24 protein-coding genes and 1 pseudogene are annotated in these 26745 nt (G+C 37.9%); 22 read left to right on the top strand and 3 right to left on the bottom strand.

All coding sequences use genetic code 11. From position 1 onward, the window contains the following. The first annotated feature begins 135 nt into the window (after positions 1-135). The 3 genes from HRK21_RS03330 (at position 136) to HRK21_RS03320 (ending at position 5055) form a co-directional block, all read left to right on the top strand. Positions 136-1377 (top strand): MDR family MFS transporter, encoded by a 1242-nt coding sequence (locus HRK21_RS03330; RefSeq protein ID WP_069887758.1) that lies wholly within the window; start codon positions 136-138, stop codon positions 1375-1377. A 3-nt stretch (positions 1378-1380) separates the two neighbouring features. After that, the gene (locus HRK21_RS03325; protein WP_070005808.1) at positions 1381-2979 is read left to right on the top strand and encodes an amidohydrolase; all 1599 of its coding nucleotides are present in this window, start codon (positions 1381-1383) and stop codon (positions 2977-2979) included. Positions 2980-3102: 123 nt separating this feature from the next. Then, the gene (locus HRK21_RS03320; RefSeq protein ID WP_070005894.1) at positions 3103-5055 is read left to right on the top strand and encodes a cation:proton antiporter; all 1953 of its coding nucleotides are present in this window, start codon (positions 3103-3105) and stop codon (positions 5053-5055) included. Positions 5056-5078: 23 nt separating this feature from the next. On the opposite strand, the gene HRK21_RS03315 is transcribed toward HRK21_RS03320, so the two are convergent. Beyond that, entirely contained in the window at positions 5079-5978 is a 900-nt protein-coding gene (locus tag HRK21_RS03315) for a LysR family transcriptional regulator (RefSeq protein WP_070005809.1), read from the bottom strand. A gap of 242 nt (positions 5979-6220) precedes the next feature. Between HRK21_RS03315 and ssuE the strand changes: the two genes are divergently transcribed. The 13 genes from ssuE to HRK21_RS03250 all read left to right on the top strand — a co-directional run bounded on the left by ssuE (position 6221) and on the right by HRK21_RS03250 (position 16408). After that, positions 6221-6766, top strand: coding sequence for an NADPH-dependent FMN reductase (ssuE, locus tag HRK21_RS03310; RefSeq protein ID WP_069887760.1), 546 nt, complete (start codon positions 6221-6223; stop codon positions 6764-6766). A 15-nt stretch (positions 6767-6781) separates the two neighbouring features. Continuing rightward, complete coding sequence (locus tag HRK21_RS03305; RefSeq protein ID WP_069887761.1) at positions 6782-7318, top strand: GNAT family N-acetyltransferase; 537 nt, start codon at positions 6782-6784, stop codon at positions 7316-7318. A gap of 17 nt (positions 7319-7335) precedes the next feature. Further along, a complete protein-coding gene (locus tag HRK21_RS03300; RefSeq protein WP_069887762.1) occupies positions 7336-8145 on the top strand; it encodes an amino acid ABC transporter substrate-binding protein in 810 nt (269 codons plus the stop codon). A 21-nt stretch (positions 8146-8166) separates the two neighbouring features. Further along, a complete protein-coding gene (locus HRK21_RS03295) occupies positions 8167-8883 on the top strand; it encodes an amino acid ABC transporter permease (RefSeq protein ID WP_070005810.1) in 717 nt (238 codons plus the stop codon). Positions 8884-8896: 13 nt separating this feature from the next. Beyond that, positions 8897-9604: an amino acid ABC transporter permease gene (locus HRK21_RS03290; protein WP_003729976.1), complete on the top strand. Its 708-nt coding sequence runs from the start codon at positions 8897-8899 to the stop codon at positions 9602-9604. Continuing rightward, positions 9601-10380 (top strand): amino acid ABC transporter ATP-binding protein, encoded by a 780-nt coding sequence (locus HRK21_RS03285; protein WP_003739628.1) that lies wholly within the window; start codon positions 9601-9603, stop codon positions 10378-10380. The genes HRK21_RS03290 and HRK21_RS03285 overlap by 4 nt, the downstream gene beginning before the upstream one ends. Next, positions 10377-11372: an LLM class flavin-dependent oxidoreductase gene (locus HRK21_RS03280; RefSeq protein WP_070005811.1), complete on the top strand. Its 996-nt coding sequence runs from the start codon at positions 10377-10379 to the stop codon at positions 11370-11372. Before HRK21_RS03285 ends, HRK21_RS03280 begins: the two co-directional genes overlap by 4 nt. Next, entirely contained in the window at positions 11365-11631 is a 267-nt protein-coding gene (locus HRK21_RS03275) for a glutaredoxin family protein (protein ID WP_070005812.1), read from the top strand. Before HRK21_RS03280 ends, HRK21_RS03275 begins: the two co-directional genes overlap by 8 nt. Continuing rightward, complete coding sequence (locus HRK21_RS03270; protein ID WP_070005813.1) at positions 11628-12950, top strand: LLM class flavin-dependent oxidoreductase; 1323 nt, start codon at positions 11628-11630, stop codon at positions 12948-12950. The genes HRK21_RS03275 and HRK21_RS03270 overlap by 4 nt, the downstream gene beginning before the upstream one ends. Positions 12951-13022: 72 nt before the next feature. Beyond that, positions 13023-13724, top strand: coding sequence for a pseudouridine synthase (locus tag HRK21_RS03265; protein ID WP_003739624.1), 702 nt, complete (start codon positions 13023-13025; stop codon positions 13722-13724). Between the two features lie 132 nt (positions 13725-13856). Then, the gene (locus HRK21_RS03260; RefSeq protein ID WP_003739623.1) at positions 13857-14975 is read left to right on the top strand and encodes a carbohydrate kinase; all 1119 of its coding nucleotides are present in this window, start codon (positions 13857-13859) and stop codon (positions 14973-14975) included. After that, complete coding sequence (locus tag HRK21_RS03255; protein WP_070005814.1) at positions 14972-15883, top strand: pseudouridine-5'-phosphate glycosidase; 912 nt, start codon at positions 14972-14974, stop codon at positions 15881-15883. The genes HRK21_RS03260 and HRK21_RS03255 overlap by 4 nt, the downstream gene beginning before the upstream one ends. A gap of 81 nt (positions 15884-15964) precedes the next feature. Continuing rightward, positions 15965-16408, top strand: a complete 444-nt coding sequence (locus tag HRK21_RS03250) for a 2-thiouracil desulfurase family protein (protein ID WP_070005815.1) — start codon at positions 15965-15967, stop codon at positions 16406-16408. On the opposite strand, the gene pepC is transcribed toward HRK21_RS03250, so the two are convergent. Continuing rightward, complete coding sequence (pepC, locus tag HRK21_RS03245; protein WP_070005816.1) at positions 16405-17730, bottom strand: aminopeptidase C; 1326 nt, start codon at positions 17728-17730, stop codon at positions 16405-16407. The two genes, HRK21_RS03250 and pepC, sit on opposite strands and share 4 nt — an antisense overlap. 217 nt (positions 17731-17947) lie before the next feature. Here pepC and HRK21_RS03240 point away from each other — a divergent pair, with 217 nt between their 5' ends. From HRK21_RS03240 to HRK21_RS03225, 4 genes are all read left to right on the top strand, one after another. Next, entirely contained in the window at positions 17948-18700 is a 753-nt protein-coding gene (locus tag HRK21_RS03240) for a DeoR/GlpR family DNA-binding transcription regulator (RefSeq protein WP_003727734.1), read from the top strand. After that, complete coding sequence (gene pfkB / locus HRK21_RS03235) at positions 18697-19620, top strand: 1-phosphofructokinase (protein ID WP_003739620.1); 924 nt, start codon at positions 18697-18699, stop codon at positions 19618-19620. Before HRK21_RS03240 ends, pfkB begins: the two co-directional genes overlap by 4 nt. 1 nt (position 19621) lies before the next feature. Continuing rightward, on the top strand, positions 19622-21520 hold the full coding sequence (locus tag HRK21_RS03230; protein ID WP_070005817.1) for a PTS fructose transporter subunit IIABC: 1899 nt from the start codon (positions 19622-19624) through the stop codon (positions 21518-21520). Positions 21521-21625: 105 nt separating this feature from the next. After that, a complete protein-coding gene (locus HRK21_RS03225; RefSeq protein ID WP_003739618.1) occupies positions 21626-21973 on the top strand; it encodes a helix-turn-helix domain-containing protein in 348 nt (115 codons plus the stop codon). Between the two features lie 56 nt (positions 21974-22029). Here the strand turns inward: HRK21_RS03225 and HRK21_RS03220 are convergent, their stop codons facing one another. Continuing rightward, on the bottom strand, positions 22030-22635 hold the full coding sequence (locus HRK21_RS03220; RefSeq protein ID WP_070005818.1) for a competence protein ComK: 606 nt from the start codon (positions 22633-22635) through the stop codon (positions 22030-22032). 130 nt (positions 22636-22765) lie between these two features. On the opposite strand from HRK21_RS03220, the pseudogene HRK21_RS03215 reads away from it, so the two are divergent. Both HRK21_RS03215 and addB read left to right on the top strand, forming a co-directional pair. Further along, a pseudogene (locus HRK21_RS03215) lies at positions 22766-23122 on the top strand (IDEAL domain-containing protein). A gap of 149 nt (positions 23123-23271) precedes the next feature. Beyond that, complete coding sequence (gene addB, locus HRK21_RS03210; protein ID WP_070005819.1) at positions 23272-26745, top strand: helicase-exonuclease AddAB subunit AddB; 3474 nt, start codon at positions 23272-23274, stop codon at positions 26743-26745.

Below are 26745 nucleotides of genomic sequence, written 5' to 3'. Positions count from 1 at the left end.
GGGATTTATCGCCAGTCCCTTATTAGCCACCAGCAAATTTTGCTAGGTGGTTTTTTTGATGAAGTTTTTCTTTTCGAATGTGGATGGTTGTGATACCCTAAAAAAGGTGAGTTTTAATGAAGGGAAAGTGTAGAAATGACAAAATGGTTACCAAAGGATTTATGGATTGTTATTATTGGGATGGTGTTACTATATACAGGGCTATCGTTTATTTGGCCTTTCAATATGATTTACATGACACAAGAGTTAGGGATGTCGACAACGGACGCTTCAATAGTGTTGTTGATTAACTCTGGAGTAGGAATTATTTCTAGTATTATTGGCGGACTTATTTTTGACCGTTTTTCTGGATTTATTTCACTTACGATTGGAACGATTATATTAGTACTTTCAACAGCTTCGTTGTGTTTTTTTCACGGATTTCCGTTCTTTATTTGGAATTTGTGGGCGGTAGGTATCGCGATGGGGATGGTCTTCTCTGGATTGTACGCAGCAGCTGGATTAACACATCCGACTGGAGGAAGAACAGGATTTAATGCAATTTATGTAGCACAAAATATTGGCGTAGCTATTGGTCCAATGCTAGCAGGACTCCTAGCGAAACAAGGAATGAGCCACGTATACATTGGTTCTTTTGTATTTGCGATTGCTTTCGCAGGATATTTCTTCTTCTTTTTCCACAAGATTGATTGGAAATCAGAGCGAGTAAGCGCAGAAACAAAACATCGTAAAAAAGGTGCTAAGCGCGAATTCCCGACTAAGCTAGCGTTATGTTCTTTTATTCTATTATTGTTGACATACTTACTTTGCCAATTACCGCACGTGCAGTGGCAGTCGAATTTATCTACATACATGACAGAAATCAAAGGTGTGACATCGAGCGAATACGGAAATTTATGGAGTTTAAATGGCGCGCTGATTGTACTTGGTCAGCTCATTTTAATCCCTGTTGTAAACAGATTTAAAAAATATTTACTCGCACAAATTTATATTGGTATTTTCTTATTTATTTTATCTTTTGTTGTCGCAATGAATGCAAGTATTTATAGTGGCTTTGTACTCGGAATGATTTTCTTAACACTCGGAGAAATGTTTGCTTGGCCAGCGATTCCGACGATTGCTTATCAACTTGCACCAAAAGGAGCGGCTGGATTGTATCAAGGACTTGTGAATGGGATGGCGACAGCAGCGCGGATGCTCGCGCCGTTCCTAGGAGCAATCGTTGTTCAAAACCTTGGTGGGATCAAAGCTTTATTTATTGGCGCCTTTATTTTACTTGGATGTGCATTAATTAGTATTACGCTCCAACAAATATTACAAAAAAAGAATCAACAAGATAAAACTGGTTTGAAAATTTCCGTGAATCAGGGGGAATAAAAAATGAAATTATGGAAAAATGCTACCTTTTATCAAATGACAGCTGAAGGGGATCAGGTTTCTGCGGTATTAACAGAAAAAGGACACATTTATGCAATCGGAGAAGCACAAGAGCTAGAAAAAAAATATGCGGCTAATATTACCGAAACGATTGATTTAGGAGGGAACGTGGTATTTCCTGGGTTCGTTGATGCGCATATTCACTTACTTTGGTATGGACAAGCTTTAGAACGTCTTAATTTAAACCAAACCACCACTAAAAAAGAGGCATTAGCGTTGATTGCAGGACGGATAAAACAACTTGCTAGTGACGAATGGCTGTTTGTGGAAGGGTATGATGAGAATAAATGGTCAGATGAACAAACGTTGATTTCTTTGGCTGACTTAGATGCAGTTAGCCAAACGAATCCGATATTAGTTCGGCGCATTGATTATCATAGTGTTTCCATCAATTCGGCATTAAAAGCGCACATTGCTGATTTTTCAGAAACTGGTTTTGATGGTGGTGGTGAAATTGTTCGTGATAAAACAGGTCATTTTACTGGAGTTTTAAGAGATAATGCAACGACTATGGCGATAGATTCTTTCCCAGCAGCAACGCCTTCTGAACTGAGCACATGGCTGAACATAGCGATAACTGATTTATGGTCGAAAGGCATAACGGGTGCACACTCGGAAGATTTACACTATTTCACGGGATTTGCTTCGACTTTAGCTGCTTTTCGAAATACTGTTGGTGCTAATAAAATGCCGTTTCGTGCGCATTTGCTGGTTCACCACGCAGAACTCGCTGCTTTTTCGGCTTCTAATGAAAGCTTTGTAAGTGGGGATGCCTTTTTAGAATTAGGAGCGATGAAAATTTTCTATGATGGAACCGTGGGCTCGCGAACAGCCTTGATGAGTGCGGGATACGCAGATAATCCAGATGAAAAAGGACTGCAAATTCATTCTGATCAAGCATTTGAAAATTTAGTTAAAGCGGCGCGAAAAGCAGGGTTACCTGTTGCTATCCATATTTTAGGTGATCAAGCTTTTGCTAATGTGATTCGGACATTACGTGCCAATCCGCCTAAAGAAGGGCAATACGACAGACTAATACATACACCTTGGCTTACAGAATCGCTAATAGAAGAAGCTGTGGGGTTGCCTGTGCTATTTGATATACAGCCGCAATTCATGGCGAGTGATCTTCCGTGGGCGCTAGAAGTACTTGGAGAAAATCATCCACCGCTAGCTTTTGCTTGGAAAACGCTTCTACAGGCTGGTTTTCCGCTAGCTGGAGGAAGTGATGCGCCGATAGAAGTACCGAATCCGTTTTTGGGTATCCATGCGGCTGTCACTAGAACGGCGAATGCAGATTTGAATGGAGTAGAATATTGGCCAGAGCAGGGACTAACTGTGTTTGAAGCTATTCAACTATATACAAAAGGTGCGGCATTTGCGAGCTACAAAACAACTACACGCGGACAAATTGCGCCGGGCTTTGTTGCTGATTTTACGATTTTGGCAGAAGATCCATTTCAAATAAAACAAGCAGAACTTCGTCAAGTGAACGTTATGATGACGGTTGTAAATGAACAAATTGTTTATCAGAAAAAGTGAAGATAGCTAGGAAACTCCATACAGAGACGGATGTTTTCGAAAAGTTTTTTTGCTAATATGGGAACGGAAGAAATGCCACACTGCTCACTCAGTGGCATGGATACGGGAACGAGGGATGTATTAATGGAAATATTTGAACTGATTTTATTAATGTTGAGCGCGGTGTTTTTGTCTAATGTACTAAGCCGATTTTTGCCAGGGATTGCAGTGCCTTTAATTCAAGTAATACTGGGGATTGTTTTAGCGATTCCGCTTGGGGATCATACAATGGATTTAAATCCGGAATTATTTTTATTATTATTTATGGCGCCGATTCTTTTTAATGATGGAGCAAGTACGGATAAGAAATCATTATGGAAAAATCGGAAGGCAATTTTGTCATTATCGATTGGGCTAGTGTTTGTAACAGTTGGGGTATTGGGTGCTTTTATTCATTACTTAATTCCTGCGATACCTTTTGCAGCAGCGTTTGCACTAGCTGCTGCACTTGCGCCTACAGATGCTGTTGCGGTGGGTGCACTAGCTGAAAAAGTAAGAGTGCCACATAAAATTATGCATATTTTGGAAGGGGAATCACTTATTAATGATGCTTCTGGACTTGTTTCCTTTCAGTTTGCTGTGTTGGCGCTTGTAACGGGAACATTCTCATTTATGTCAGCTGGGACAAGCTTTTTACTTCTATCACTAGGTGGAATTGCGCTTGGAGCTATCCTTAGTTTATTGAAAATCATGTTAATGCGTGGTTTGCGCCAGCTGGGGATTGAAAATATGACTTCTTTTATGCTGATGGAAATTTTGTTACCATTTTTAATTTTTATGGTTGCAGAAAATGTTGGGGTGAACGGGATTTTAGCAGTAGTTAGTGGCGGAATGGTGCATTCATTTAGTTACAAAAAAATAAATCCTGAAATAGCACAATTGAATATGCTTTCAAGAAACACATGGTCTGTTATTATTTTTAGTTTGAATGGTTTGGTATTTATCTTGCTAGGGACACAATTACCACAAATTTTGATGACGATTTGGCAAGACGCTAATATTCAAAAAGGTATGCTATTCGTGTATATAGTGGGAATTACTTTCTTACTACTCGGACTAAGATTTTTATGGATCTTGTTTTTCCGCAATTATGAGGAAAGTCCGAAAGTGGATTTAGTGAGCAGATTGAAAAATACCTTTCTTTATACTGTGGCTGGTGTTCGCGGGACAATTACATTAGTCAGTGCGCTTTCGCTACCTTTTGTCCTTGGTAATGGCAATGCTTTTCCTGAGCGAGATTTACTTATTTTTATTGCTGCTGGGGTTATTATTACGACACTACTTTTGGCCAATTTCACCTTACCACTTTTTGCAGATAAAAAAGACAAAGTTGCGGCAGATCATACGACGGACATTGTGCTACTTCGCGATATTGTGCAGCAATTACAGGCGTATAAAACAGATGAAAATGCAGTAGAAATGAATAAAGTATTGAATATGTATAATAATCGAATTTTCTCTTTAATGGAGCATAAGGAAGTGAATGCTACTGAAAAAGAATTACGGCGCTTAACACAAGAATGGCAACTTGAAAATACGAGAAGATTAGTATTTGAACGAAAAATTGATACTGGCGTGGGAGTGTCGCAAATGATGCGTCTTGGAAAACGCCTCTATGTCCAAACACGAGCTGAGAAGTACCGGGCGAGAATGCGGTATCGCCAATTATTAAGTCATCGTTTTCGAGATTTCCGATTTGTTCCACTTACTTTTGAAGAACGTAGAAAAGAAATTGCTAAACTCCAAAATGAAAACAATCTATTCGTCATTCAAAAGCTACAAGAATTGGACTCAAATGAGTTTAACCCAGAAATTATTTCGCTTTATTTAATGAATTTTGAGCGAGCATTAGGTCGTGGGAAAAATAAAAAAGAAAGCAATGATGAAGCGCTACAAACAACAATCGACCTAGCTTCACAAATTGAACGAGAAACAATTCAACGCTACTTTGAAAAAGGAACGATTACACGGAAAGAAATGAAAGTGTATCGTGATAATTTGCTTGCGATAGAAGCAAATCTGCAATTAGAATTTTAATAAAAAGACAGTTAAGCTATTTTTTAGCCTAGCTGTCTTTTTTTATCATCAAAATAATAAATAATCCGGTCGATAAGTTCTTTCGTCGTGCTGTCAAAATCTTTTTCTTTTTGGTTGGTTAAAAGTCCAATTGGCGGTGAGATTGGTAAATTTTCAATTGGAATGCGGACCGTCCCGTCAAGTAGTTCTGAGTGCGCGGTGCTGGTAAAAATTGATACACCAACGTTTTCGCGGACAAAATATTTATGTGACATACTACTTGTGAGCTCCATTTTTTTATAATCACTGCCAATAGCACGTTTTAAATGCTGTTCAATTTGGATGCGGATGGGGCAATTTGCCGGTGTGAAGATAAAGCATTCATCGCGTAAATCACTTAACTCCACAGAAGTTCGTGAAGCTAGCGCGTGGTTTTCTGAGACGATTAAATCTAACGTATCATGAAAAAAAGGAAAATAAAAATTCTCCAAAATCAGCTCTGGTTCTCCGCATATCGCAAAATCAATTTCCCCATCAATGAGTTTTTGGCTACAAGTATTCGCATCATCCACTGACACATTCACCATTAATTTCGGGAAATCCGCTAGAAAGGGTTTTAAAATTTTTGGCAGAACGAGGCTAGCGCTAGGCTCGGAAATTCCAACTTTGATAAGGCCTGCGTTGCCATTTTTTAAGTCGAATATCGTGTGATCGAGTACTTCATATTGAGCGATGAGCTGGCCTGCCCTTTCGTAGAACAATCTGCCGGCATGTGTTAGTTTTAAAGTTTTGCCTCGTTCAAATAACTGAACATCTAAATCTTGTTCCAATTGTTTAATTCGCATCGAAATAGTCGGTTGCGAATAATTTAATACTTCTGCAGCGCGTTGAAAACTTCCCGTATTAACCACCGTATAAAAAGTTTTAATGGTTCGAAATTCCAATATAATTCCCCCTTCATATTGGAGTTTTTTGATATTTCTAACAGTATACACCGTAAAAATAGGAGAAGCAATTTATTAATCTGATAAAATTCATAGGAATAATGCGGATTGTAGCAGAAGTATTAGTATTACTGTGGTTAGCCATTAGTTTTTTTGATTAGCCAAACGGGATCTTTTACTTTATAGTATAGCTAATATCTGAAAACCAAGTAAGTTGATAAGGATTGAAAAGGGGCGATTTGATGGGAAAAGTGACAATTATTGCTGGGGGAATCAAAACGGAATCCAGACTTACAGGATTAACTCAACTAGCAGCAAATCAATTAGTAACAAACAGCTTAGAAGTGAACATCATCGAAGTGCATAAAATAAACGCACAAGCATTAGTCACCGCGGATTTTGCGCATTCAGATATTCAATTGGCAAATAGTGAAATTGAATCAAGTGCGGGCGTTATTATTGCTACCCCGATTTTCAAAGCAGCCTATTCAGGGGTGTTAAAAGCCTATTTAGATCTTTTGCCACTCAAAGCTTTGAAAGGGAAAGTCGTTTTGCCACTTGGGCTTGGTGGGTCAAATGGACATTTACTTGCACTGCAATACGCACTCGATCCTGTGTTGAAGGAACTTGGAGCGGAAACGATATTAAAAGGACAGTTTACGGTAGACAAACAAATTGAACGGCTCGGGGATGGGCTGTATGAAATTGAAGCTACAGGGAAAGAACGATTAGACATTGCTTTAAACCAATTTATTTCATTATTAAATCAACAATCAGTGGAAGTTTGAGGAGGAGAATGGGAAATGGCAGAAGATATTTTTAGAGTAGCGACTGTGGATGATGCGCCGGAATTTTTGGAATTGTTGTCGAGTGCTTTTCAATCGGTAAAAGATTTAGGAATTGATTGGCCGTCAACGAATGCGGATTTAGCGATGGTGACGGAAAATATTGTTAATTCTTCTGCTTTTGTTTTAGAACGAAACGGCAAATTAATTTCTACGATTACCGTTCGTTTTCCGTGGGAGAGCAGCTCACCACCTTCTAAATATCCATTTGTTTGGTGGTTTGCAACGGCACCGGAACTTGCAGGACAGGGGATTGGCGATAAATTATTAACATATGTAGAAGAACGGGTGCTGCGTGACACGTTAAAAGCACCAGCACTGACACTTGGAACTTCTGCTAGAAAACATCCGTGGTTGCTGGATATGTATCTACGCCGCGGTTATGAGGTCTACTTTGAACATGAGGAAGACGGTGATGTGGGTGTTATGATGCGAAAAATCTTAATTCCGGAAAAATTCGATGCCACACTACTCGGAATACCTAGCTGGACATAAAAAAAGGGGGAAGAAGGATGAAAAAGAAATACGGGATTTTGGCACTGGCTCTTACAGTAGTATTAACATTAAGCGCATGTGGAGATAAAGAAGAACCAGAAGCAGCGAATCAAAAAGTACAAACAATCACGGTTGGGACTGGAACACAATTTCCCAATGTCTGCTTTTTGGATGAAAATGGGAAATTAACCGGTTATGACGTCGAACTAGTGAAAGAAATCGACAAACGTTTGCCCGGCTATAAATTTAAATTTAAAACGATGGATTTTTCTAACTTACTCGTTAGCCTTGGCGCTGGAAAAGTGGATATTGTCGCACATCAAATGGAAAAAAGTAAAGAACGCGAGAAGAAATTTTTATTTAATGATGTAGCGTACAATAATTTCCCATTACAATTGACGGTATTAGACAGTAATAACAGCATAAATGGCACAAAAGATTTGGCTGGGAAACGCGTTATCACTAGCGCAACGTCGAATGGTGCGCTTGTATTGAAAAAAATCAATGAAGAACAAGGCAATAATTTTGAAATCGCTTATGAAGGACAAGGGTCAAATGATACAGCGAACCAACTGAAAACAGGCCGTGCTGATGCAACAATTTCTACACCATTCGCGGTAGATTTCCAAAATAAAACAAGTGCTATCAAAGAAAAAGTAGTTGGCGATGTCCTATCTAATGCGAAAGTTTATTTCATGCTCAGAAAAGACGAAACCAAACTGAGCAAAGATGTAGATGAGGCGCTTCAATCTATTATTGATGATGGAACACTTAAAAAATTAAGTGAAAAATGGCTTGGCGCAGATTATTCAAAAGAACAATATTAAACGAGGAAGGGTGCCATTAAAATGGATAAAGCGTTCGATGTAAAAATGATTGCTGATTTTATTCCGACATTAGCTGGTTATTTACCAATTACGTTGTATATTTTGGCACTCTCGCTTGTTTTTGGTTTTATATTAGGTGTCCTGCTATCTTTACCGAGAATTTATAAGACTCCAGTTTTAGATCAATTAGCGAGAGTGTATATTTCGTTTTTCCGTGGGACGCCGATTATGGTTCAACTGTTTATTGTTTTCTACGGAATCCCAGCACTTTCAAGCATCGTTGGCATTGATTTATCACAAATGGATCCCCTTTATGCTGCGATTGCGACTTATGCGTTAAACAGTGCGGCGACAATTGCCGAAGTGATTCGCGCAGGCGTGAATAGTGTGGATGCCGGTCAAACTGAGGCAGCTTATAGTGTTGGACTGAATGGGCGCCAAACGTTTTTACGAATCATTTTGCCACAAGCGCTCTATCAAGCTCTACCAAATTTTGGCAATTTAGTCATTGGTTATTTGAAAGATACGTCGCTCGCTTTTTCGATTGGTGTAATGGATATGTCAGGAAGAGGTCAGACGCTGATAACACTAAGCAATCACGCGCTAGAGGTCTATATTTCTTTATCAATTATTTACTATTTGACGGCCGTCTTACTGGAATATTCCTTCAAATGGATTGAAAAACGAGTTAAAAAAGAAAACACCAGATTCACAAGTATTTTCGATATCGAGTTATAAAGGAGAGATAATGATGCCGCTAGATGTACCTTTTATTGGAACTGCTGTAATGGCAATGTTAAAAACGATTCCGTTAACACTTGCAATGACCTTCTTTCCGATATTATTCGGTTTCATTATCGCGATTGGTCTGACACTTATTCGGATGTATCATGTCCGATTTTTAGAACCGATTGCTAAATTTTACGTTTCTTTTTTTCGAAGTACCCCAGCCATTTTGCATATTATGCTGATTTACTTGGGCATTCCGCTATTGGTGGATTTTTTGAGCAAATCATTCGGATTAGGCATTTCTGCAAATAAAATACCAGTCGTTGTTTTTGTCATTATAGCGCTGTCTTTCACGGCGGGAGCCTACTTAACCGAGATTCTGCGCTCTGGTATTATGGCGGTTGATATCGGACAAATGGAAGCTGCTTACTCGGTGGGATACACGCATGGTCAAGCGATTCGAAAAGTACTATTACCTCAAGCTTTCATGATTGCCCTGCCGAATTTCACAAATTTATGCATAGGATTTCTACATACTACATCTATCGCCGCCATTGTCGCAGTTCCTGAAATCACTGGAATGGCAACGATTGTAGCATCAGACAATTACGCATTTCTCGAAGCGTTTATCGGCGCCGCTCTCATTTATTGGTTTTTAACTATTTTGATTGAAGCAATTAATTACATTTTGGAAAAGAATATCGCTAAATATCAAGGAGGGACAGTATGATTACAATAAAAAATATTCAAAAAAGCTTTGGTGAAAACAAGGTTTTAAAAGGAATTGATTTAACGGTGAAAAAGGGTGAAGTAGTAACAATACTTGGTCCAAGTGGCTCGGGGAAAACAACTTTTTTACGTTGCCTAAACTTACTGGAACGACCTGAAAATGGCGAAATCTCGATGCACGATCAAATAATTAACTGCAAGAAACCATCCAAAAAAGAAGTTTTACAACTGCGGAAAAATACAGCAATGGTTTTCCAACAATATAATCTCTTTTCACATAAAACAGTCATTCAAAATGTGATGGAAGGTCTAACAGTTGCAAGAAAAATGCCGAAAAAAATGGCGCGCGAAATTGCGGAACGAGAACTCACAAAAGTCGGTTTGGCGGACAAATTTAGTGCCTATCCTTCCCAACTTTCTGGCGGACAAAAACAGCGTGTTGGAATCGCGCGAGCACTCGCAATTAATCCAGATGTCATTTTATTTGATGAACCAACCGCCGCACTTGATCCCGAACTTGTCGGTGAAGTATTGGAAGTGATGCTGGAGATTGCGCGTGCCGGTGCGACGATGATTGTTGTTACGCATGAAATGGAGTTCGCCAAACGAGTCGCAGATCAAGTTGTCTTTATGGACGGCGGGCTAATTGTGGAACAAGGCACTCCTGATGAAGTGTTTAATCACACAAAAGAAGAGAGAACAAAACGCTTTTTACACCGAGTTTCAGCGGATTATTTATATGAAATCAAAGAAGTGAAAAAGGAGCGTGTCATATGACGATTCGATTTAGTATTTTGGACCAAAGTATTATTAATCCAGATGAAAAACCTAGTGAAGCTTTACAAAATACCGTAGAACTTGCACAATTTGCAGAACAACTCGGTTATCATCGCTTTTGGGTTGCTGAGCATCATAATTCAGGCGAAATAGCTGGCGCAGCGCCGGAAGTTCTTTTAGGATATATTGCTGCAAAAACGACTACAATCAAACTTGCATCAGGCGGAATTATGCTGCAGCACTATAGTCCATATAAAGTTGCTGAACAATTTCATGTGCTTGAAAATTTAGCGCCCGGTCGGATTTCACTCGGCGTCGGAAAAGCTCCTGGAGGATTTCAACCAGCAACCGATGCCCTTCAAAAAGATTTCGTAAAACCTACTCGAACTTTTGATGCCAAATTGGAAGAACTTGTCAATTTTGTTACACATTATTCCGACGCAACTATCACAGCAAAACCACTTCCAGAAAACAAACCAGAGATATTTTTGCTTGGAGGAAGTGCGGCGAGCGCGAAACAAGCTGCGGAACTAGGAATTTCCTTTGTTTTCGCTTATTTTATTAACGGAGAAGAGTCTGTTTTAAAAGAAGCACGCGAGCTATTTGAACAGTACCGAATAAACACAAAAGCGAGCTTTCAATTAGCGCCAATTATTGTAGTAGCTGAAACTAAAATCGTAGCAGACCGCCATGTTCCAGAGCGAGAGTCAATCAAAGTCGAGCTTGCGGACGGACGTAGAGTCAATGTTGGTTCACGTGAACAAGCGGAAGCCTACGTAAAAGATATCGACCAAACATATCGGTTTATTACCCAACGAATTGGCGCGATAACAGGAACTAAACAAGAAGTCGGAACAGAAATCAAACGACTTTCAAAAGAATATAATATCCAAGATTTTGTTGTTTTAACTCCAGTCAAATCTGCGGAAATTAAACGTTATTCCTATCAACTATTAAGTGAATCGATAAAGGAGGAAGTTGTTCATGGCTAATGTCGTCGTTTGGAGTAAAGCAGGGTGTCACTATTGTAAAGATGTCAAAGATTATTTAACCGAGCAAAAAATCGTTTTTCAAGATATCGACGTCACTGACCATGATTATTTGCGAGAAGTTCTCCAAGCCAAATACGGTATTCGCCATGTGCCAGTCGTAGAAATCGGCGACATTGAAAAAGGAATTTACCAAGCAGTTACCGAAATCGGAATAGCACATTTAGAAAAAGCCTTATTTGAAAAGGAGGGAGTAAAATGACTAGAAAAGAAACAATCCAATTTGGCGCAATTATTCACGGTGTTGGAGGAACTACAGACGGTTGGCGCCATCCAGATATTAATCCAGCTGCAAGTACCGATTTAGATTTCTATAAATCCCGCGCGCAAATTGCCGAACAAGGACTTTTTAGTTTTATATTTATAGCAGACGGTCTCTTTATTTCCGAAAAATCCATTCCACATTTTCTTAATCGCTTTGAACCAATAACCATTTTGTCTGCGCTAGCAGAATCTACGAAAAATATTGGTCTTGTCGGAACTTTCTCGACTTCCTTTACAGAACCATTCACACTTGCAAGACAACTTTCTTCTCTTGATCACATTAGTGGTGGCCGTGCGGGTTGGAATTTAGTCACTTCTCCGCAAGCAGGCGCTGCACGCAATCACAGTAAGAAAAATCTTCCCAATCACAGCGATCGTTACACCATTGCTGCTGAACATTTACAAGTAGTTCGTGGCCTCTGGAACTCTTGGGAAGAAGATGCCTTTACTTATAATAAAGAAACCGGTGAGTTTTTTAATCCAGAAAAATTACATCGCTTGAATCATCAAGGTGAGTATTTTCAAGTCGAAGGTCCGCTAAATATAGCTCGTTCCAAACAAGGCGAGCCAGTCGTTTTCCAAGCAGGCGCATCCAGTACAGGACGTGATTTCGCTGCTCAAAATGCAGAAGCCATTTTTACACATTCTGATTCTCTAGAGGAAGCAATTGAATTTTATCAAGATATAAAGGCTCGCGCTGAAAAAGCGGGGAGAAATGCAGCAGAAATTCGGATTTTTCCGGGAATTAGCCCAATTGTAGCGGATACGTTGGAAGAAGCAGAAGCAAAATATACCGAGTTTGCGAACCTCATTCCAATTGAAAATGCGGTCACTTATCTCGCACGCTATTTTGATGACTACGATTTAAGCCAATTTGATCTGGATGCTCCTTTCCCAGACCTTGGCGATATTGGTAAAAATGCTTTTCAAAGCACAACAGACCGAATCAAAAAAGAAGCCAAAGAACGTCAACTAACTCTTCGTCAAGTGGCGACAGAAGCAGCAACACCTAAAACACCTTTCTTAGGAACAAAAGAACAAGTCGCTGATTTAATTGAAGTATGGTTCCAAAATGAGGCGGCAGATGGCTTTATTATCGCCTCTGATATCCCAGGAACTTTTGAAATTTTTGTCGAACAAGTAATTCCACTATTACAAAGTCGTGGTTTGTACCGAACGGAATATCCAGCTTCGACACTAAGAGGGAATCTAGGTATCGCAATTCCTAAAAATAAACAAGCAGTCGAAACTAAATAATAGGAAGAAAACGGAGCACCTTTGAGGAAGCTTCGTTTTTTTGTTACAATAAAAGAAAAAAGGAGCTAAACCATGCGCTTAGATAAATTATTGTCCCATACAGGTTTCGGGAGCCGTAAAGAAGTGAAACCATTACTCAAATCTGGGGCAGTTGTCGTGAATGGCACTATCCAAAAAGATAGCAAAACACAAGTAAACCCTGATAAAGACCAAGTAACCGTCCATGGAACACCAGTCGTTTACCAAGAATTCGTTTATTTTATGCTCCATAAACCGCAAAATGTGGTGAGCGCAACGGAAGATAATGTATCAGAAACTGTCATTGACTTGCTCGCACAAGAAGATACGTTAACTAATCCATTTCCTGTTGGTCGTTTAGACAAAGATACAGAAGGTTTGCTAATTATAACTAACGACGGTACACTCGCGCACAATTTGCTATCACCAAAAAAGCATATTGATAAAACCTATTATGCTAAAATTGATGGAGACGTTGTGGCAGAAGATGTCACAGCTTTTGCAGACGGAATCACACTTGATGATGGCTACACCTGCAAACCCGCACGACTAGAAATTATCAACCCAAATGAAATAAAAGTAACTATCCAAGAAGGGAAATTCCATCAAGTAAAAAGAATGTTTGCTGCTCGCGGGAAAACAGTCAGCTATTTAAAACGAATTTCGATGGGGAATCTGCCATTAGATGAGTCTCTTGAACTCGGTGAATACCGCCCATTAACCGAAACAGAACTAGCTATCCTTCAAAATAAATAATTTGAAACGAAAATTCTCACTCTAAAAAGAAGAGGATTTTCGTTTTTTAATTTGCAAAAGAAAGCATTTACATATATAATAAACATGTGTTTGAAAATAAAACAAAAGTTTGGAATGGAGGTGCATTATATCGTGGAGAATAATAAAGCGAAAATGAACGAAAAGGAAGAGATAATTTTCAATTCCATCCGTAAAAATCCTTACATTTCTCAACAAGAACTTGCTGATATACTTGATTTATCAAGACCGACAGTCGCAAACCTTATATCTGGCCTTATTAAGAAAGGTCGCATTTTAGGAAAAGCCTATATATTAAATGAAGCGAAACAAATTGTTTGTATAGGTGGAGCCAACGTCGATCGGAAGTTTTACATTAAAGACAAGGCCCAACTAGCCACATCAAACCCAGTACGCTCAACACAAAGCGCCGGTGGAGTTGCTAGAAACGTAGGCGAAAACCTAGGACGCCTTGGAAAAGAAGTAATATTACTCACGGCTTGTGGAACAGACTCCGACTGGGAAGCTGTCAAAAATGCTAGTAATACATATATGAATTTAGATTACGTCACAGCATTCCCAAGCATCGCAACAGGTTCTTATACAGCGGTACTCGAAAACAATGGAGATTTACTCGTTGCGCTAGCGGACATGGATGCATACGATCACTTGACTCCGGACGTACTCGCGAAAAATGAAGGCTTGCTAAGTCAGGCGAGCGCAATCATCGCTGATTTAAACTGTCCGAAAGAAACGCTAGAATATCTTGGGAGTTTTGCCGAAATCAATTCAATCCCCTTAGTACTTGTTCCCGTGTCTTCACCAAAAATGTCGCATTTACCAGAACGCTTGGATCACGTGACTTGGCTAATATGCAACCGAGACGAATCAGAAACGCACCTTGATATGACGATTGAAAGCGATGAAGACTGGCGTTTAGCTGCGCAAAAATGGCTAGATTTAGGCGTGAAAAATGTCATTGTTACAAATGGCAGCAAAGGCGCAGTAGCAGCAAACAAAGCTGAAGGCACTATTTTTGAACCAGCAATTGTAATTGAAAATATTGTCGACGTGACAGGAGCGGGAGATGCATTTTGCTCCGCGGTTATCTACGCATGGCTAGAAGGAAAAGCATTGCAAGAAATTTTAAAAGCAGGGAGTGTAAATGCTGCGCGAACACTGGAATCTGAGTATACCGTTCGCCAAAATTTATCGACATCCCAACTACAAAAAGACTTGGAGGAATTCAAATGAAAAATTATCTATCATTATCCGAAGAAGTAAAACAAGCAAAAGCAGAAGGAAAAGCAATTGTTGCGCTAGAATCTACTATTATCTCTCACGGTATGCCTTACCCGCAAAATGTTGAAATGGCACGTGATGTAGAACAAATTATTCGCGACAACGGTGCAGTACCAGCAACGATCGCATTAATCGACGGAAAAATTAAAATCGGTCTTTCTGATGAAGAATTAGAACTATTCGCTAAAAGCAGCAATGTAGCAAAAGTTTCTCGTCGTGATATCGGCTACCTTATTGCAACAAAACAACTTGGAGCGACAACTGTAGCAGCAACCATGATTTGTGCTGAATTAGCAGAAATCGGCATCTTCGTAACTGGCGGAATCGGTGGTGTTCACCGTGGTGCCGAAACAACAATGGACGTTTCAGCTGACTTAGAAGAATTAGCGAAAACAAATGTTGCTGTTGTTTGCGCCGGAGCTAAATCAATCCTAGACCTAAACTTAACAATGGAATATCTAGAAACAAAAGGCGTTCCAGTAATTGGCTATCAAACAGACGTACTTCCTGCATTTTACACTCGTTCAAGCGATGTAGAATTAACATTACGAGCAGATGCTCCAGAAGTTATCGCAGAATCACTTAAAGCAAAATGGGATCTTCAAATCGAAGGTGGCGCAGTAATTACTAACCCAATCCCAGAAGAATTCGCTATGGATGAAAAAGTAATTAATGATGTCATCCAAACCGCTCTTAAAGAAGCAGAAGAAAATCACATTCACGGGAAAGACGTTACACCATTCCTACTTGGTAAAGTAAAAGAACTAACAGATGGTAAGAGCCTCGAAGCAAATATCGAGCTTGTAAAACACAATGCTTTAATCGGTACGCAAATCGCCGTAGCATACCAAAGTATCTAATAATCTCAGAGCTGTCGCCTATAAGTTGGGGGCAGCTTTTTTTATGTTAAAATAAATGTGAATATAAAGGAGGAAAATAAAATGATTGCAGTAAGTGCTTGCCTAGCCGGAATTGCCTGTAGATATGACGGGAAAGATAAAGAAATAACTAAAATAAAACAAATGGTAGAAAACGGAGAAGCGATTCCTTTTTGTCCAGAAGTTATCGGCGGACTTCCTACACCAAGAAATCCAGCAGAAATAATAGGTGGTGATGGTAAAGATGTCTGGTTAGGACATGCAAAAGTCATTGATAACAAAGGAACAGATGTAACAGAAGAATATAAAAACGGAGCGAGACTTACTCTAATTAAAATGAAAGAACTCGGTATTACGCAAATAATCATGAAGGAAAAAAGTCCATCTTGTGGTAGCTGTGCTATTTACGACGGTACCTTCTCAGGGAAAATAAAAGATGGTACCGGCGTAGCAGCAGCTCTTTTTCAGATGAATGGGATAAAAATCATTTCAGAATTCGCATTTTAAAGTGCGAGCGAACCCATTGGATCCCAAGGTTTTAACACAATTGGCTTTTGGTTAAAGGATTCAATTAATTCCTTAGATAGATATTTTTTATGCACCACTACTTGGAATGTAAACTCATCCATCCAAGCATCACTAGCAACAAAATAACCATTATTACCAATTTTTTCTCCCCAACTATTTTCCACTTTCCAGCGATTTACTTCTCCATTAGCAATGTTCACTCCAGTTAATACCATCGCATGTGTAAGCATACTGTGTTTATAATCCAGGCGTTCCGCTTTAGTCATCGCAGTTTTAAAGCCAAAAGTCTGATTAAGCAAGAAAATATCCGTATCCATAATACCGGTATTCCGTTCTGAAAGTTGTCCAACATCACATCCAAACCAAACTGTTTCCCCGTCTTTAATCTGATCAGCGGCAGCTTTTTTCAAGACATCCATTTCTACATTCAAATATTTAATAGGTGTTCCATTTACAATGTTGCCTAAATATTCCACTGTAAAAGCTTGGTTAAAAGGTTTATCTTTGGTTGGCGCATTAATAAGTGGAATATAATCTTTCAAATCCATATCTACATAGCGTTTATAAAAATCTTTCGGTGTAATTTGCAAATCTTGTTTAAATTCATTATCTTTATTTCGATACTCAAAATCAAATACTTTAGGTGGTTCGCCTAGAGTCATAACCAAGAGTTGATAGACCTCAGCAAGCATTTCCTCTTTCAAGTCTGCAGTATCTTTCTTCTCAGCAATAGCATTTCTCAAAATAACCGCATCCGTACGAAGTCTTTCATTTAATATGTGGTTTAACTCAGCAGACTTACTACTTTGGAAAGTTTCAGGCATAGTCGACTTTGGAACCACCCCATATTTTTCGATAATGGAAACTAACATATCCCACTGACCACCATCTTGCTGCGGTGTATCAAGCAACCACGAAACTAATCGACTATCCTCCTCTTCATTCGCCGTTTCGATAATATTCTCTAAAAAATAATTTGCTTTCTCAAGTTTGTCCCAAAAATTAGTATAATTCTGTGATAACTCAAAATCCTTCAAACCAAGCGTTCCGTTCAACTTATGGCGAAACGTATTTAATGCTGCAAACATCCAACATCTTCCACTTTGTTGTTGATTGGAAACTTTATCTGTCGCAACTTCATGGGAAAAGACAGGTTGAATGCTAACTTTTGCTGCTGGATTCTCAGTGGCTGCTTTAATCCCATTTTTCATAATACTAGCTTGAAATACCAATTTATCTGGATTTTCACGCCATTTCTTTGAATAACTTTCTAATTGCTCAAATGTTAATTCTGTATGCATAAATAACTCCTCCTAAAAAGAACTTTATCTTCTAATCAAGTATACTGCTAATAATTAGAACTGTATAAGAAAAACGTTGAATGATTAATTGTGAATGATTTTGGCGTGATACATGGTATAATATGAATGAATTTGATAATTAATGATTGTTTTTGAATGAAAACGGTTGATTTTGAAAGAAAAAGATGTTAAACTGACTTTGGATGGAGGAGTAATAATGTTAAATGCAGAGCGTAAACAACTTATTATGGAGAGTATTGAGAAACTTGGTGTGATTAAATTGCAAGAATTAGTAGAAGGTCTTGCTACCTCAGAGTCAACCATTCGCCGTGATTTAATCGAATTAGAAGAACAAGGATTAATTCAACGCGTACACGGCGGGGCGAAACTTGTAAAACTTCATAATCAAGAACCAAGTATGAATGAAAAATCATTCAAAAACATTCAAAGTAAAAAAGTAATTGCTGCATATTGTGCAAGCTTAGTGGAAGAAAATGATTGTATCTATTTAGATGCAGGATCCACAACATTAGAATTAATCACTCACCTAGCAAATCGAAACATCACCGTAGTGACAAATGGATTAACCCATATTGAAGAGCTTGTTCGTCAAAATATAGATGCTTATCTTTTAGGCGGTAAAATGAAAGTGCATACAAAAGCAATTATTGGTGCAGTTGCCTTAGATAACATTCAAAACTATCATTTTGATAAAGCTTTCATTGGTACCAACGCAATGCATCCGGAGCATGGCTACACAACACCTGATATGGAAGAGGCATTTGTAAAACGTGCTGCAAAAGAACGTGCTGATCGCGTTTTTGTTGTAGCGGACCATACAAAATTCAATGAAGTGAATTTTTCAAAAATGTTTTCAATAGAAGAAGCAACTATTGTGACAGATTATATTCCTTCTGCAGTAAAAGAATCCTTTATCCAAAAAACTAAAATAATCGAGGTAGAAAAATGATTTATACAATTACTTTAAACCCATCAATTGATTATATTGTACAAATCGACCAATTAAATCTTGGCGGCCTTAATCGCATGAAGCAAGATTATAAATTACCTGGTGGCAAAGGAATTAATGTCAGCAGAGTTTTAAATCAATTAAATGTACCAAGTCTCGCTACAGGTTTTTTAGGTGGATTTACAGGCAATTTTATCAAAGACTGGCTACAAAACGAAGGTGTGAAAACTGGCTTTGTAACAGTGAAAGATGATACTCGTATTAATATCAAACTAAAACACGGAGAAGAAACAGAAATTAATGGTCTCGGGCCAGCTATTTCTGAAAAGGAAATCAATGAATTTTTGAAAGTGATGGATAAAGTAACTGCTGACGATATAGTTATTTTATCTGGTAGTGTTCCCCCATCACTTGGAAACGATTTTTACAATAAAATAATTCGGATTTGCAAAGAAAAAAATGCTGAATTTATGATTGATACAACTGGTAAAGAACTACTGGATGCCTTACCAAATCGTCCTATTCTAATTAAACCGAATCACCATGAGTTAGCGGAACTATTCGGTGTCGAGTTAAATAGTGTAGAAGAACTTATTCCATACGGAAAAAAATGCTTAGAATTAGGGGCGCAACATGTCATCGTATCTATGGCGGGTGAGGGAGCTCTTTTATTTACAGGAGAAGATGTCTATTTCGCTGATGCATTAAAAGGAGAGCTAAAAAATTCCGTAGGTGCTGGTGACTCAATGATTGCGGGCTTTGTTGGTACTTTTGATAAATCGAGAGATCCTGTGAAAGCATTCGCGGCAGGGGTTGCAACAGGCGGAGCAACTGCATTCTCAACAGACTTAGCCCAAAAAGAACTAATAGATAAACTGTTACCACAAGTGAATATTACTAAAATAACAGGGAGGAACTAAAATGAGAATCACTGACTTATTAAGCAAAGATGTTATGATTATGTCTTTACAAGCAACAACTAAAGAAACTGCCATTGATGAAATGATTGCTTCATTGAAGCGCAATGGGAAAATTAATGATGAGGTGCTCTTTAAAGAAGCTATAATGAATCGTGAAGCACAAAGTTCTACTGGTGTAGGTGAAGGAATCGCAATGCCTCACGCGAAAACAAAAGCAGTCAATGAACCCACTGTTGTTTTTGCTAAGAGTGAGAAAGGATTAGATTATGAAGCTCTAGATGGTCAACCTGCACACTTATTCTTTATGATTGCTGCTCCAGATGGTGCTAATGCAACTCATTTAGAAACTTTAGCAGCTTTGTCTAGATTGTTAGTTCATCCCGCTTTTGTTCAATCTTTAAGAAATGCTAAAACACCAGACGAAGTAATCAATCTTTTCAACAATGAACAAGAAGACTCAGAAGAAACAGCTGTTACCCCAACCGCTTCTAATAACACTGGTAAATCAGTTGTAGCAGTTACAGCATGCCCAACAGGGATTGCCCATACTTATATGGCTGCAGAAAAATTACAAGAAACTGCCAATAAATTAGGTGTGCGAATCAAAGTAGAAACTAATGGTTCTAGAGGCGTGGAAAATCGTTTAACAGATAAAGAAATTGCTGAAGCTGATGGCGTTATTATTGCAGCTGACGTACAAGTAGACATGCCTCGTTTTGATGGGAAGCATTTAATTGCGAAACCAGTTGCAGCAGGAATCCATAAACCTGAAGAGTTAATTAATGAAGCAATTTCAGGCAATGCACCAGTTTATAAAGCTGAGGAAGGCAGTCAAGCAACAGAAAGTGCGGATGGCCTTTCTATCGGTCAACAAATTTATAAGCATCTTATGAGCGGTGTTTCTCACATGTTACCATTTGTAATTGGTGGAGGTATTGCCATCGCTATTGCATTTATGCTTGATCAAATGTTAGGTGTGCCTCAGGATCAACTTGCAAAGCTAGGTTCATATAACGAAATCCCAGCACTATTAAAACAAATTGGTGATGTTGCATTTGGCTTTATGCTTCCAGTATTTGCGGGTTACATTGCCTATAGTATATCGGACAGACCAGGACTTGTAGCAGGTTTTGTAGCAGGTGGAGTGGCTTCTGTTGGTGGTGCAGGATTCCTTGGCGCGCTAGTCGGTGGTTTCCTTGCAGGTTATGCAGTTGAATTAGTAAAACTAGCACTTAAAAAGTTACCAAAAACATTAGATGGGATTAAAGTAGTTTTATTCTATCCGGTTTTATCTGTGTTAATTGTTGGACTTTTAATGTTGCTATTAAATGTACCAATGAGCGCTCTTAATACGTGGTTAAATGATTTCTTAAATAGTTTAAGTGGAACAAACGCAGTTATTCTAGGATTGCTGTTAGGAGCAATGATGGCAGCCGATTTAGGTGGGCCGATTAATAAAGCTGCCTATATATTTGCAACTGGTACCCTTGCGGCAAGTGTAGCAACAGGCGGTAGTGCAATCATGGCGGCGACAATGGCCGCTGGTATGGTACCACCACTGGCAACATTTGTAGCAACTCTTATTTTTAGAAATAAATTTACAGCTCAAGAACGTGATGCAGGTTTAACTAACTCCATTCTAGGTGCTTCATTCATCACAGAAGGAGCGATACCATTCGCAGCAGCTGATCCACTTCGGATGATTCCAAGTTTCATTGCTGGAAGTGCTATCACAGGTGCAATCGTCATGTTCTTAAATATTAAAGTATTAGCACCTCACGGAGGAGTTTTCGTTATCTTCCTTGTATCGCAACCATGGTTCTATATCTTTGCAATTATTATAGGGACATTAATAAGTGCCGCATTAATTGGTGTTCTTCGTAAGAAACCAACTGTATAAAATAGGGAAGTCGTCTTTTGAAACTAAAAAGACGATTTCTTTTTAGTAATCTCTCGAATTCTTTCGGAAAAATTGCTATACTGGAAGTGAAGCGAGGTGGGCGTATTGGAATTTGGAGAAAAATTAATTCATTTACGAAAGAAAAATAGGTTAACGCAAAAGCAATTGGCTGCGAAAATTGGGACAACTGCATCCACGATAAGCAAATATGAAAATGATAACCACCGACCGCCAATTTTTATTCTGGCTAAATTAGCAGAGATTCTTGGAACGACAACAGATTTCTTATTAGATGATGTAGCTGGATTGCGAGAAAAGAATTCAGTAAACGCCTTTCCTTTAATTGGGAATCCTGAACTTGAGAAATGGTATTTAGAACTACCTTATACATACTCAGAAGATGAGTTATTGATGTTAAAACGAATTGCTGATGCGATTGAGAATAAAAAATAATTTTAAATAAGAGCCAGCTACCCATTGCGTAGCTGGCTTTTATTTAGTTTTAATTACTACTCAGAATCTTGAGGGTCTTTAGAATCTTCATTATTTGGAAGCATAGTATTGTAATAACGTCTAGGTTCAGCAGCAAGTGTAGTTGGCGGGAAGAACATATTCATCGAAGGAAAATTACTCTCCATCATACGCATTTTTTGAGAAAATTTCATATGTAACATGGAGGTTCTAGCAATCTGGTTATTAAAAGACGCTAAAGACATATCAATTTCAAAGGTTTCCATATTAGAAAATGTAATTAAAGTGTGGTTAAATCCGATTGCTTGATAATCTTTAATATGTTGTGGGAAAATCCAAATACAATCAGTTGAACTTGGTGCTACAGTTGGAAATACATAAGTGGAAGTGACTGGATCGATTATGATAGGCGGCTTATGGGTGACACCAATTAAATGTTTGGTTCCCTCTTTGCGTCCCTCATAGCTTGATCCGAAAAAGTTGCAGCTGGTTTTAATTAACTCAAACGGGGTAAATTTAGAAGTATAATGAGAATCAACTTCATAAATTTCTGAATAGACTATACTTCCAGATTTTTTTGGGAAAATAATCATTGTGTGCGGGTTTACTTCATAAAACTGAGTACTAATTTGTTCTTTTTTCATTTCATCCAACTCCTCTATGTTTGTATTTATGTCTAAGAAGAAACCTAGAGTTATTGCCTCATAAGCAAAAATTCTAAGTAACGACTAAGCATCGAAGTTAGTTAAGAGTTATTTTTTGTCATTATAGCACATGGTAAATTGCAAGTCATTAGATATTAGTAAAGTTGTATTTTCAAGCTGTTTTCTGTTTTTTCTTGGCATATTACAATTTTTTTAGATTGTAATAAATATGAGTGGAGGAGTGGTAGTCGTGGAAATGCGTGATTTTTCTAATTCGTTGATGAATCAGGTGGGTGTCCTTAAGGGTGAAAAAGAATTAACAAACGTTTTTATCGAATGCTTCCTGACGATGCTCCTAGAAGAGAGAAAATTAGAACAACTTAGAGCTGAAATTGATAAAGCTCTCGATAATAGGAACAAAGCACAATTTATGCAACTCACAGAAAAAATGAATAAAATTCAACAGGAAATGCTAGCTTTTGAGTAGAATATATGAAAAACTAAGATAGTAAGAGCTATCTTAGTTTTTTTGAGCTGTTTTATAAATTTTCAAGCAAAAAATGCCTTGAAAAAAGTTCTGGACAGATTGCTCAAATATGGTAAACTAAATAAAAACATACGTTCGGTGGTGAGAGTATGACACTTCAAATAATTGCAGGTAGATCAGGAACAGGTAAAACAACTCATTTAATGGATGAGGTCGGAGAGAAAATCAAAAAAAACTCTAAAACATATATCTTTATTGTCCCAGATCAAATGACATTTCAGATGGAGACAAGCTTTTTAAATAAGGAAAATTTAGCAGGTATGCTTGGGACACAAATATTTAGTTTTAGCCGTTTAGCTTGGAAAATTCTTCAAGAAACTGGTGGTTTATCTAAAACTTTCTTAAGTCAGACGGGTATAGAAATGGTTATCAGAAAAGCAGCTCTTGATCAAAAAGATAAATTAAAAATATTTTCAAGAGCTACTTCTAGAAAGGGTTTTTATTCAGAGTTAGCGAATTTATTTAAAGAAATGAAACAAGAAGAGGTTTCTATAGAAGACATGATTCAAAGCGCTACGAATCTGTCTACAAGTGTGAATAATAAAGTGCATGATATCTCGCTAATTTATCAAAAGTATGAGGAATTATTAGCAGATAAATTCCTCGAAAATGAAGATTATTTGAGATTACTTTCGGAAAAAATTGCTGACAGTGATTATTTAAATCAGACTGAAATCGTCATTGATGGTTTTACTTCTTTCTCAAAACAAGAGCTGACGGTCATTGGAGAATTAATGCGGAAATGTGATAAAGTAACGGTTTCTTTAACGCTTAATGTTCCTGAAATCCAGCACGGACTAGAGGAGTACAGTATGTTTAAAGCAAGTACAGAAGCGTATTATGCTCTATTAGAGTTGGCCAAAGTAAATGGCACTCAAGTCGAGGAAAACAAGTTTTTCTTAGAGAATAAGCGAGCAAAAACTGAATCACTAGCCTTTTTAGCTGATACTTGGGGTCATAACAAATTTATGCCTTTCAAAAACGAACCTCAAAATTTAAAAATCCATCAAGCGAATAACAGACGCGCAGAAATAGAAGGGATTGCTCGTGAAATTCGTCAACTAGCATTAAATGGGTACAGATACCGTGATATAGCTATTTTGACAAGAAATCTTGGAGATTATGACGTTTTATGTGAAACAGTGATGGAAGCATATAATATTCCTATTTTTATTGATAAAAAGAGGGCTATGGCTAAACATCCGTTTATCGAGTTTATTCGTTCTAGCTTAGATGCTATTCTATTTAACTGGAAGTACGAACCAATCTTTCAAGCAGTTAAGACGGAGTTTTTCTTTGATATTACCGAAAAATCAAGCCTTAACCGACGTAAAGCGGATATTCTGGAAAACTATGTATTAGAAAATGGTATTCAAAATAAATGGAAGTGGGAAAAAGAAGGGGACTGGATGTACCGGAAAATCCGTGGACTATCCACTAATGTGCTACCGCAAACAGATGAGGAGATTCATATGCAATCTATCATTAATGAGATGAGGAGTCATATAGTGAATCCACTTTCTACTTTAGAATTAAATCTAAGGAAAGCAAAAACAGGGATGGAGTTTGCTCTAGCTCTTTATCATTATTTGGAGCAAGTAAATGCTGTAGAACGCTTAGAGTCATGGAGACAAAGGGCAGAAGAGCAAGGCTATTTAGAACTTGCGCGAGAACATGAACAAGCATGGAGTTCTATTTCCGCACTTTTGGATGAATTTGTAGAAGTTTTAGGAGAAGAAACATTAGACTTAGATAGTTTTACTGAAATTATTGGAACGGGTCTGGATGCTCTTGAATTTTCGCTTCTACCACCTTCTTTAGACCAAGTAGTTTTATCTGATATGGAGAATGCGAAATTGCTGGATATGAAAGTGATTTTTGCTATTGGAATGAATGACGGGGTTATGCCGCTACGTCAAAAGGATAAAGGGATTTTTTCAGATCAGGATAGAGATGCATTGCGTGCTGAAGACAGTAAATTGAAACCATCAGCAAAAAATAATATTGGTGAAGAAGACTTATTAGCATATAAAATAATAAGTCTCCCTAGTGACAAATTATTTCTTAGTTATCCTGCCGCTGATGAAGAAGGAAAACTATTAAGCGAATCCAATTATTTAAGGAAGATAAAAGGACAGTTTAAAGAACTAAAAGAATCAGTTTATTTAACAGACCCAAGCCTATTAAGTGATGCTGAACAAAGTAGTTACATTCGCTCTAAGCAAGCAACATTAGGCTTATTGACAACGCAATTACAAATGTATAAACGAGGTTACACGCTTTCTAGTGTATGGTGGGATGCCTACAATAGTTATTTTGAAAATGAAAAAGAGTCAATAATAGCTAAGCAAGTGTTATCAAGTCTATATTATGAAAATAAAACAAAACCATTGCAAGAAACAACTGCCAAAAATTTATTTGGAGAAACCATTCATGCAAGTGTTTCAAGAATGGAGAAATTTTTCAGTTGTGAGTTCCAACATTATGCTCAATATGGCTTAAAATTAGAAGAGCGAGGGCATTTTCAGTTGCAAGCTGTTGATATGGGAGAGATTTTCCATGGAGCAATGGAATGGATCTCAGCAGAACTAAAAAGAAATAATCTGGATTGGGGCAATTTAACAGAAGATGAATGTAAGCAAATGGCGAAACTTGCAATGACATTTCTAGCTCCTAAAATCCAGCATGAAATTTTGCTTAGCTCTAAACGAATGGAATATATTCAGTACAAATTGCTCCAAATTATAACGAGGGCAACAACCGTTTTAAATGAACAAGCCAAAAGTAGTGCGTTTCGTCCTGTTGGATTAGAAGTTGATTTTGGGTTGAAAGGAGATATTCCACCATTAAAAATCCCTCTACAATCAGATAGTGAACTTCTTTTACAAGGGCGAATTGATAGAATTGACATGGCAGAACAAGATGATCGAACATTCCTACGCATTATAGATTATAAATCAAGTTCGCATGATTTGGCGCTCACAGAAGTCTATTATGGTTTAGCACTTCAAATGCTTACGTATCTGGATATTGTAGTAACTAATGCACAAAAAATGATTGGCAAAACGGCAGAACCAGCTGGAGTACTTTATTTCCATATGCATAATCAATATGTACATGCAGAGAAAGAATTAAGTGATGAGGCTATCGCCAAAGAATTACAAAAAAGTTCCAAAATGAAGGGATTGATTTTATCTGATCCCGTAGCTGTGTCATTAATGGATATGACGCTTGAAAAAGGAAAAACATCTACTATTATTCCAGCAGAAATAAAACAAAATGGAGAGTTGAGTGCGAGATCCAGAACTGCAACAAGAGCAGAATTTGATAAAATGCGACAATTTGTCCGTCATAAATACCAAGAAGCTGGAAATAAAATACTTGATGGAGCAGTTTCAATTAATCCATATAAACTAAAAGAAAGAACGCCTTGCCAATTTTGCGGTTTCCGTTCATTTTGTAGATTTGATCCATCCTTAACAAGTAATCAATATAGACATTTAGCTAATGAAAAAGCAGAAACAATTTTAACAAAAATGGATATGGAAGGAGGGACGCAGTAG

The organism is Listeria monocytogenes, from assembly GCF_013282665.1.
Lineage (GTDB): Bacteria > Bacillota > Bacilli > Lactobacillales > Listeriaceae > Listeria > Listeria monocytogenes_C.
This window is presented reverse-complemented; position numbering and strand designations above follow the sequence as displayed.